Source organism: Synechococcus sp. R6-10 (assembly GCF_047461815.1).
In the GTDB taxonomy this organism is placed as follows: domain Bacteria; phylum Cyanobacteriota; class Cyanobacteriia; order Thermostichales; family Thermostichaceae; genus Thermostichus.
Genome location: NZ_JANSHW010000122.1, coordinates 1 through 8,787, shown reverse-complemented (window position 1 = coordinate 8,787; position 8,787 = coordinate 1). Strand labels below are relative to the sequence as shown.

Annotated in this window: 10 protein-coding genes and 1 tRNA gene; 3 read left to right on the top strand and 8 right to left on the bottom strand. The window is 57.5% G+C overall.

The genetic code is table 11. The features are described from left to right. Window positions 1–585 (top strand): DUF92 domain-containing protein (locus NW837_RS04090; RefSeq protein ID WP_414329378.1); only part of this gene is annotated, 585 nt, incomplete at its 5' end. Between the two features lie 165 nt (window positions 586–750). Here the strand turns inward: NW837_RS04090 and NW837_RS04085 are convergent. From NW837_RS04085 to clpP, 4 genes are all read right to left on the bottom strand, one after another. Further along, the gene (locus NW837_RS04085) at window positions 751–1,083 is read right to left on the bottom strand and encodes a ribulose bisphosphate carboxylase small subunit (RefSeq protein ID WP_011434136.1); all 333 of its coding nucleotides are present in this window, start codon (window positions 1,081–1,083) and stop codon (window positions 751–753) included. 8 nt (window positions 1,084–1,091) lie between these two features. Further along, window positions 1,092–1,499: a RuBisCO chaperone RbcX gene (gene rcbX, locus NW837_RS04080; protein WP_011434137.1), complete on the bottom strand. Its 408-nt coding sequence runs from the start codon at window positions 1,497–1,499 to the stop codon at window positions 1,092–1,094. Between the two features lie 66 nt (window positions 1,500–1,565). Further along, window positions 1,566–2,990: a form I ribulose bisphosphate carboxylase large subunit gene (locus NW837_RS04075; RefSeq protein ID WP_011434138.1), complete on the bottom strand. Its 1,425-nt coding sequence runs from the start codon at window positions 2,988–2,990 to the stop codon at window positions 1,566–1,568. Window positions 2,991–3,498: 508 nt separating this feature from the next. Beyond that, a complete protein-coding gene (gene clpP / locus NW837_RS04070) occupies window positions 3,499–4,101 on the bottom strand; it encodes an ATP-dependent Clp endopeptidase proteolytic subunit ClpP (RefSeq protein WP_011434140.1) in 603 nt (200 codons plus the stop codon). 390 nt (window positions 4,102–4,491) lie between these two features. Between clpP and NW837_RS04065 the strand changes: the two genes are divergently transcribed. Continuing rightward, a tRNA-Glu gene (locus NW837_RS04065) sits at window positions 4,492–4,564 on the top strand. Window positions 4,565–4,637: 73 nt separating this feature from the next. Here the strand turns inward: NW837_RS04065 and NW837_RS04060 are convergent. Both NW837_RS04060 and NW837_RS04055 read right to left on the bottom strand, forming a co-directional pair. Continuing rightward, a complete protein-coding gene (locus NW837_RS04060; RefSeq protein WP_414329377.1) occupies window positions 4,638–4,778 on the bottom strand; it encodes a hypothetical protein in 141 nt (46 codons plus the stop codon). A gap of 96 nt (window positions 4,779–4,874) precedes the next feature. Next, the gene (locus NW837_RS04055; protein WP_011434143.1) at window positions 4,875–5,222 is read right to left on the bottom strand and encodes a DUF1815 family protein; all 348 of its coding nucleotides are present in this window, start codon (window positions 5,220–5,222) and stop codon (window positions 4,875–4,877) included. 485 nt (window positions 5,223–5,707) lie between these two features. Here NW837_RS04055 and NW837_RS04050 point away from each other — a divergent pair, with 485 nt between their 5' ends. Then, a complete protein-coding gene (locus NW837_RS04050; RefSeq protein WP_414329376.1) occupies window positions 5,708–6,955 on the top strand; it encodes a URC4/urg3 family protein in 1,248 nt (415 codons plus the stop codon). Here the strand turns inward: NW837_RS04050 and NW837_RS04045 are convergent. Together NW837_RS04045 and NW837_RS04040 are read right to left on the bottom strand one after the other, a co-directional pair. Further along, window positions 6,952–8,355, bottom strand: coding sequence for a cobyrinate a,c-diamide synthase (locus NW837_RS04045; protein WP_414329375.1), 1,404 nt, complete (start codon window positions 8,353–8,355; stop codon window positions 6,952–6,954). The genes NW837_RS04050 and NW837_RS04045 overlap by 4 nt on opposite strands. 16 nt (window positions 8,356–8,371) lie before the next feature. Next, the coding region (locus NW837_RS04040; protein ID WP_414329374.1) for a cob(I)yrinic acid a,c-diamide adenosyltransferase at window positions 8,372–8,787 on the bottom strand (416 nt) is incomplete at its 5' end.

The following is an 8,787-nucleotide window of genomic DNA, read 5'->3' as shown; positions in this document are numbered from 1 at the left end:
GTAGCTGCCTATTTTTTAGTGGGAACAGCCGTAACCAAACTGGGGATCCGGCGCAAGCAGGCGCAGGGGATCGCCGAAAAGCGAGAGGGGGCGCGAGGGCCGGAGAACGTCTGGGGATCCGCTTTAACCGGGGCAGTATGTGCGCTAGGATACGCTTTCTTCCCGCATCCCCTGTGGTGGTTGGGATACAGCGCCAGCTTTGCAGCGAAATTGGCCGATACCGTCAGCAGCGAGGTGGGGAAAGCCTATGGCCGCAAGACCTTTTTGATCACCACCTTCCAGTCCGTGCCGGCGGGCACAGAAGGAGCCGTGAGCCTAGAGGGATCCCTGGCGGGGGTGGCGGCAGCGGCAGGGATGGCCGGGTTGGCCTGGGGGATTGGCGGGGAGTGGGTGGGGGAAAGCCCATTTTGGTTGGGCATCTGCTGGCTGGCCGGGATCCTGGCCACCCTGGCGGAAAGCTGGATGGGAGTGGTGTTACAACCCCGTTTGGCCTGGATGACCAACGAAGTTGTAAACAGTATTCAAACAACCCTGGCCGCTCTTCTGGCGGTAGGGCTGGGATCCCTTATGGGCATCGGATCCTAGAAACAACGGCGTTAGCGTTGCGGAGCAACAATACACGGGGCTGGAAGGCTTTTCTCAGTAGCCCAGGCGTCTCACCCTAAACTGAAGCGAATATAAAGACAAAAAGGGGAGAAGCTCTCCCCTGTTGCTGGCCAGAACTTGACCGGGAACTGGCAAGACGCTCTCCTAGCGCAGGCCGCTGGGCTTATAGACCAGGAAGCTGAGCACTTGGCACTGCTTAATGTTGTCGAACCCCACCACGCGAATGAAACAGTTGGGGTAGGCGCTGCGGCAAGCCTGCACTTCGCTGAGCACCTCCTGGGGAGAAGTGGCGCTGAACAGGGGCAGCTTCCACAGCGTCCAATAGCGAACCGTTGGTTCAGACGATTCGTTGAACTCTATGGCCGGGATGTAGCCCTGATCCAAGATGTACTGCACCTGCTTGATGATCTGCAGATCCGTCAGCGGCGGCAGATAGGAGAGGGTTTCGTAGCGGCGCTCTTTTGGTAAGGTTTGCATGATCGGTGTCACTCCGTTTCGAGCCTAGGGTTTTGTGGGGGGGATCCCGCTTCCGGGTGGGTAACGGGTAGGGATCCTGTTGCTGAGGTGATCCGTTCTAGATGATTGCGGCGGTGCTCCATGTTGGCTTGCTGGATGCCGGCTTTGGCCATTTCCGGCAGGTAATCGACCACCTCCGCAGCAATGTGTTCACGAACGGTCATGATGCGATAGGCCAACTCAGGACGCTCAGCCAGCAAAGCCCGCAGGTAGGCTTCTCCATCCTGAAGGTTTTGCCGAGCGGAGAACTGCTGTAGCCAAAGAGCCCTGGGGGGATCTGTTTCGCTCAGTTGAGCCAGCACCGTGCGCATCGCCTGATAAGTCAGGTAGCTGATCAAGGTCTTGGCGGTGTCTTTGGCGATCTGTTTCAGATCCATTGCCGATCCAGGGAGGGAGCCAGTAGGGCAAGAGAACCGTGGGGATCCCTTGCCCCCAGCAGATCTCTAGAGGGTGTCGACGGCCTTGAACTCGAACTTGATTTCCTTCCACAGCTCGCAGGCAGCCGCCAGCTCCGGCGACCACTTGGCCGCTTCCCGGATGATGTCGTTGCCTTCACGGGCCAGGTCTCGACCTTCGTTACGAGCTTGGATACAAGCCTCCAAGGCCACCCGGTTGGCGGTTGCGCCCGGCGCGTTGCCCCAGGGGTGTCCCAAGGTTCCGCCGCCGAACTGCAGCACCGAGTCGTCGCCGAAGATTTCCACCAGCGCCGGCATGTGCCAAACGTGGATCCCACCGGAAGCCACTGGCATCACCCCTGGCATGGAAGCCCAATCTTGGGTGAAGAAAATGCCGCGGGAGCGATCGGCCTCTACGTAGTTTTCCCGCATGAGATCCACAAAGCCCATCGTGATGGCGCGGTCGCCTTCCAACTTGCCCACCACCGTCCCAGAGTGCAGGTGGTCGCCACCGGACATGCGCAAACACTTGGCCAACACCCGGAAGTGGATGCCATGGTTTTTCTGCCGGTCGATCACCGCGTGCATGGCCCGGTGAATGTGCAGCAGAATGCCGTTATCCCGGCACCACTTGGCCAAGCTGGTGTTGGCAGTGAAGCCAGCTGTCAAGTAGTCGTGCATGATGATAGGGGCGCCCAACTCCTTGGCAAACTCGGCCCGCTTGAACATCTCTTCGCAGGTGGGCGCCGTCACGTTCAAATAGTGGCCCTTGATCTCGCCGGTTTCCGCTTGGGCCTTGTGGACAGCCTCCATCACGAACAAGTAGCGATCCCGCCAGCGCTGGAAGGGCTGGGAGTTAATGTTTTCGTCATCTTTGGTGAAGTCCAGGCCGCCCCGCAGAGCTTCATACACGGCCCGCCCGTAATTTTTGGCAGAAAGGCCCAACTTGGGTTTGATGGTGCAGCCCAGCAGCGGACGGCCATACTTATTCAACTTATCCCGCTCCACCTGAATGCCGTGGGGAGGGCCTTGGAAGGTTTTCAGGTAGGCCACCGGGATCCGCACATCTTCCAGCCGCAGCGCCTTTAGGGCCTTAAAGCCAAAAACGTTGCCCACAATCGAGGTGAGCATGTTGGTCACCGAGCCTTCCTCGAACAGATCCAGCGGATAGGCGACGAAGCAGAAGTACTGGTTGTCTTCGCCGGGAACCGGCTCGATGTCATAGCAGCGGCCTTTGTACCGATCCAAGTCAGTAAGCAAATCGGTCCATACCGTTGTCCAGGTGCCCGTCGAAGACTCAGCCGCCACGGCTGCCCCCGCCTCTTCGGGAGGAACGCCCGGTTGAGGGGTAACTCGGAAACAGGCCAAGACGTCGGTATCCTTAGGTGTGTAGTCGGGAGTGTAATAGGTGAGTCGGTAATCCTTCACCCCGGCTTGATAGCCGCTTTTGGATTGGGTTGCTGAGTAGGCCACGTTGATCTCCCTCTGAACGAATTACAGAACCAGAAAATGCCCTTCACGGATGCAACCAAGAGGAAAAACTCAGGGCCAAAACTCGAGACCGCCGAGTTTCCGTGAATAAGACCGCCCCACAACCATGAGGCCAAAGTTGGGCTTTAAGACACTCTTCATCCCGGCGGATGGAAGCCCTAAACCCTTCTTTTCGAGCGCCTTCAATTACTAGCTTCGACTCCCTGGATTTGCAAACCCAGCGGAAAGGAATTTATACAGCGCCTAAGCTAGAATCTCGGCAAACACAACTCTATATAGGTTTAATCCTAAGCTACCATCCGCAATAATGGGCTGATCATTACTTTCTTTATGAGTTTGATTAGTTTAATTAAAGTAAGACCCCCTGCTTCCCGCTGAGAATACAGATTTCTTTGGCTTTCTTAATATCTTTTGGGTGGAATCCCCGGCCAAAACCAAAAGCTCCCTTCTTTGAGGGAGCAGAGCAAACCCACCCGCAGGGCCTGGACGGTCAAGAAACGGCTGCCAGGGTTGGCTGGGGTCTCTTGCTGATCACCTGGTCGATAAGGCCGTACTCTTTGGCTTGTTCTGGGGTCATGAAGTTGTCGCGGTCGGTATCTCGTTCGATGCGCTCTAGAGGTTGGCCGGTGTGGTAGGCCAGCAGGCTATTGAGGCTGTTTTTGATGAAGAGGATCTCTTTGGCCTGAATTTCAATATCGGTAGCTGGCCCCTGAGCTCCACCAAGGGGTTGGTGGATCATGATGCGGGCGTGGGGAAGGGCAATGCGCTTGCCTTTGGTGCCCCCTGCCAGCAGAAAGGCTCCCATGCTGGCAGCCAAACCAATGCAGATGGTGGAGACATCCGGCTGAATGTGCTGCATGGTGTCGTAAATGGCCATGCCAGCATAGACAGAGCCGCCGGGGGAGTTGATGTAGAGGTAGATGTCTTTTTCAGGGTCTTCGGACTCCAAGTAGAGCATCTGGGCCACAATCAGGTTAGCAATGTCGTCGTCCACCTGGGTGCCCAAGAAAATGATCCGATCCCGCAAGAGACGCGAGTAAATGTCAAAGGCGCGCTCGCCTCGCGCAGATTGCTCAATAACGGTGGGAATCATGCCAGTCCAAACGATGGGTCAGTCCTTACTAGTGTAGTCTAAGCCACTGGATGGATGCTTTGCTCAGGACGACTCACCGGCCCGCCTCCGTACGGGGCTCGATGGGGTGTGAGCCGGCTAGAACAGCAAGGAGACGGGGTGGTTATAGCGGGATCCCTCTTCTTCTGGGATGTGGAACGGGTCTGAGGTGTGGCTCTTTGTGATGTGGTGAGGTGAAGCCAAGATGGACGTGATCCCAGATGAACCGATTGTGATTGCCAGCCTGCTGAGCCTGGCTTTGCTGGGGATCTTGATTCTGAACTTGGCAGGGCGTGGGTCTGGGGATGCAGATTAAAAGGTTGACAAGCTTACTTATCCTTCTTTAGGATTAGGATCGCCTTGTCGGAGAGCGCCCCCATCGTCTAGAGGCCTAGGACACATCCCTTTCACGGATGCGACAGGGGTTCGAATCCCCTTGGGGGTATTGGGTCAGAGTTATAAGATGAAGCCGTCAACAGGGGATCCCTGGCAGCGGTGACACCTTACTCAGACTTTACTCAGAGAGGCTTTGCCGCCACAAACCACTCCAGATACAAGCTGGGAGAGCGGGTCATCTGGGATCCCCATACAAGCGGCATGGGCAGCCAGCCAACTGCCACTCCGTCGAGGGGGATCCCTATTCCACCCTTACTCCTCAACAGGGGAAAAATCTCCAAAGCAGCGGCCTAGAAGGTTAGGCTTAGTTGTCCAATCGGCTACGGCTTGGGTTCGGGCAGACCTGGGGCCTGCAAAAATCAGGTGCTGGCCACCAGAGCTTCAGCCGGCGTGGCGGCGACCAACAGCTCATCTTTGATAAGCTCTGCCAGCTCCTGCAGTTGGCGAATCGCCTCTGCCCCTTCCAATTTCATAAGCTCCCGGTCATCCCGCATTTCTGTCCAGCTAATGGAGCACTCGGAAACCAAAAAGCGGATTAGGTGCCCCTCTCGTAAACTGACCATAAACGAGGCACTCTCGAAAGACGTACCACAGGTGTAGCAAGAGGCTGGGTAGCCCCGCTTCTCCAAAACGATGGCCAGAGCCTGCAAACTCATCACCAGATCTTGAACATAGCTGCGGTATTGTTCCGCCAACCGTGTGAACATCACACTCCTCCCTAACGGATTGGCACTTTTGGGGCTTAGCCTAGCTGCAAATGACCTAACTAGTAATTTATGCTTAGGACTAGGATTACATCTATCATAACAATCGACAATCCCTCAAGGAAGTGATTAAGGCCACAGAGTAGGCAAGGTCTACCTCAGTGAAATGTAGTATTCAACACTTCTCTTAACAAAGACATCAAAGTTTACTCCGAGTCAACACTCTTATCGACTGGGATCCTCACTCAGTGCTCGCCCAGTCTTTTCTCAAAATGGCTCAGCGGCTGCTCGCGTCATCAGGACAGTTGCCTCAAAGCTTTCTCTTGCAAGGGTCTCACCGATCGCGAAGTAAGACGCGGTCTTTTGACAAGAGACCGGCGGGAGTGTCAAGTGGGCCAAGGCTTGCAGACGAATGCAGATCAAGGTGGGTTCCCGCCCGATTATGCTGAGAAAATTCTCGGCATGGACAATTGAGAAGGAACGGCTTGATGCTGACACCTGTTGATCTGGAAAAACGAGTGGCTTATTTGCAGAGTCCCCAAGCCATTCGGGATCGCTGTCGGTTGCTATTGGAAAGGGTTTTGGCCGGTGAATCAGAGCATTTTCGCCTCGACCTGAACCGGCTGGGATCCGTAGCCGACTATGTGATCACCACAATGCGGGCCCATTATCCCAACGGGGAAATTCCCTTCCACAGCCGCTGGCAACATTTTCAGGTGGGATCCGGGGAGCGCCTAACCCGTCTGGAAAATCGACTTAAAGACATGGATCCGCTGGAGCGGCTGCGATGCAAGTGGGATCTGGCCATCGTCAGCGTGTTGCTGGACGCAGGCGCAGGCTCTGCCTGGAAGTACTGGGATCCAGAAAGTCAGACGGTGGTGGGTCGTTCCGAAGGTTTGGCCTTGGCCAGTTTCGACTGGTTCTGGCGAGGTGGGTTTTCCAGCGATCCCCAACAGCCTCTGCAAGTGGATGCGGCGGCCCTGGAGCGGATCACCTCGACGGATTTGGCAGCAGCTTTTCAGGTGGGGCCGGAAAATCCTTTACTGGGACTGGAAGGACGCTGGCAACTGCTGCAAAGGTTGGCACAAGCTTTGTGGGCTCAACCTCATTACTTTGGATCCGGTCACAATCTTCCCCGTCCTGGCCGGTTGTGGGACGCCATCCAGCCTGAGGATCCCAGCGGTGGGATCGAGGCAGCACAGGTCTTCCAGGCAGTTCAGAGGGGGTTTAGCTCCATTTGGCCTGGGCGAGTCTCGCTGGCCGGGATCCCTCTGGGGGATGTCTGGCCCTATCCCCACCTGCCCCAAACGGAGCCGGGGAGCCATTGGGTGCCTTTTCACAAGTTGTCCCAATGGATGACCTATTCCCTGCTGGAGCCGTTGCAGCAGGAGGGGATCCCAATCGGGGGTTTGGATGAGCTGACGGGTTTGGCGGAGTATCGCAACGGGGGGCTGTTTGTGGATTTGGGGGTGATCCAGCTCAAGCAGCCGGAGATTGGTCAGCAACCGTATCCTCCAGATTCGACAGTGATTGTGGAGTGGCGGGCCCTGACGGCGATTTTGCTGGATCAAGTTGCCTCCTTAATCCGGGAAAGACTGGGTTGCTCTGCCCAAGAGTTGCCCCTGGTGAAGATACTGCAAGGGGGAACCTGGACGGCAGGACGGCAAATAGCGGCCCAGCTTAGGCCAGATGCTTCTCCTCCCATCCAACTGCTCAGCGATGGCACGGTTTTTTAGGGATCCCCTTTCGAGATTCTTAAGAAGTTCTGTAATAATCTCAGGGCCAAATCAGGACGGGATCCCCAGTGCAGATGCAGGTACGAAGCGTGAAGACGCTCGGTGGCCCATCCTTCCTGTTGAAGCTGGGCGGGGGATCCCCAGCTGTAGATTGGGCTGGGGGAGATGGGGGTGCTGCGGGAGCGGTGAAATTCATGCCCGCGCAGGCGATCCCCAGCTGGCGCCAGCAGGGTTGGGCGCAAAACGGCAGCTGCGCGGTAGCCCAAACACAGCCGGTTGGCCATGTCTACTGTGATGGGCAACAGCCCGGCCATCGGGTAGGTCTTTCCCTGAAAATCGGTAAGGGATTGGCCCAGCACCATCAGTCCGCCACACTCGGCGTAGAGGGGTGGGTGGGCGGGCGGGGGAGGTTGTTGGTTAATTCTCTCAGATAGAGGTGCTGCAAACAATTCCGGGAACCCTCCCCCCAGCAGCACGCCATCGCAGGGCTCCGGTGGCCATAGTCCCACCTGGAGGGGGGAATACTCCAGCAGCTCGGCTCCACAGGCCCGCAACAGATCCAAGTTGTCGGCGTAGTAGAAGTTAAAGGCGTGGTCTTGGGCCACCGCCACCCGTACCTGTTCGCAGCGGCGGGGCGGAGTCCTTTCGGTGAGAGGGGGGATCCCTGGCCACAGCTCTCCTACCGCTGGAGGAAGCCTCCGAATGAGGGGCAATAGGCTATCCCAATTGACGTGTTGCTCGGCCAGCTCGGCCCAGGCAGCTTGCCAGTGGGGGAAGTGATCCAGTTCTGAGACAGGCACCAACCCCAGGTGTCGGCTGGGCAACCGCAAATCCTCCCGCCGGGGAAACTGGCCCAAGACTGGGATCCCCGCTGCAGCCGCTGCCTGCTGCAAGATTTGTCCATGCCGCTCCGAGGCCACCCGGTTGAAAATCACCCCGGCAATGGAGAGGCGGGGATCCCAGCGGCTCAAGCCGTAGAGCAAAGCGGCCACCGTCGTTCCCATGCCGCTGCCATCGATCACCAGCACCACAGGGATCCCGAGCAGGCGGGCCACATGGGCGCTGCTGGCAAAAAAAGGCTCCGTTCCGCCCTCGGGGAGGGGCAGGGATCCCGGCGCTCGTCCATCGAAGAGGCCCATTACCCCCTCCACAATGGCTCCATCCTTGCCCTGGCAATGGTGGCGAAAGCAGCGCTGCACAAAGTCCTCGTCGGTCAAGAAGGGATCCAAAGTGCGACAGGGGATCCCGCTCACCGCCGTGTGAAACAGAGGATCAATGTAATCCGGCCCCACCTTGAAAGGTTGGATGCGCAGGCCCCGTCGCCTCAGAGCGGCCAACAGAGCCAGAGTGATGGTGGTTTTGCCGCTGCCGCTTGCTGCCGCCGCCAGCAGAATGGCCATCTTTCCTGCCCAAGGGTTAGAACTCGATGCCGATTTGCGCCTTGATCCCCTGGTCACGGAAGGGATGCTTGACCAAAGTCATCTCCGTCACCAGATCGGCTCGGTCGATCAACGCTGCCGGCGCGCCCCGCCCCGTCAAGATCAGGTGAACCCGCTCCGGTTTCTCCGCTAGCCCGGCCAACACCTCGTCCGGCGAGAGATATCCCAACTTGAGGGCGACATTGATCTCATCCAGAAGCACCAACTGAAACTCCCCGCTGGTGAACAGCTCCCGCCCCTTTTCCCAGGCCGCCTGTGCATGGGCGATGTCTCGCTCCCGGTCTTGGGTTTCCCAGGTAAAGCCCTCTCCCATGGCGTAAAAAGCTATTTTCCCCAGGCCCAGCTCTGGATGCTCGGCCAATTTCCGCAATAGCTTGGCTTCTCCTGGATCCC

Bases quoted from the DNA above. Each gene is read 5' to 3' on its own strand.
- NW837_RS04085 (WP_011434136.1), bottom strand. From the start codon at position 1,083: ATGCAAACCTTACCAAAAGAGCGCCGCTACGAAACCCTCTCCTATCTG.
- rcbX (WP_011434137.1), bottom strand. From the start codon at position 1,499: ATGGATCTGAAACAGATCGCCAAAGACACCGCCAAGACCTTGATCAGC.
- clpP (WP_011434140.1), bottom strand. From the start codon at position 4,101: ATGATTCCCACCGTTATTGAGCAATCTGCGCGAGGCGAGCGCGCCTTT.
- NW837_RS04055 (WP_011434143.1), bottom strand. From the start codon at position 5,222: ATGTTCACACGGTTGGCGGAACAATACCGCAGCTATGTTCAAGATCTG.
- NW837_RS04050 (WP_414329376.1), top strand. From the start codon at position 5,708: ATGCTGACACCTGTTGATCTGGAAAAACGAGTGGCTTATTTGCAGAGT.
- NW837_RS04045 (WP_414329375.1), bottom strand. From the start codon at position 8,355: ATGGCCATTCTGCTGGCGGCGGCAGCAAGCGGCAGCGGCAAAACCACC.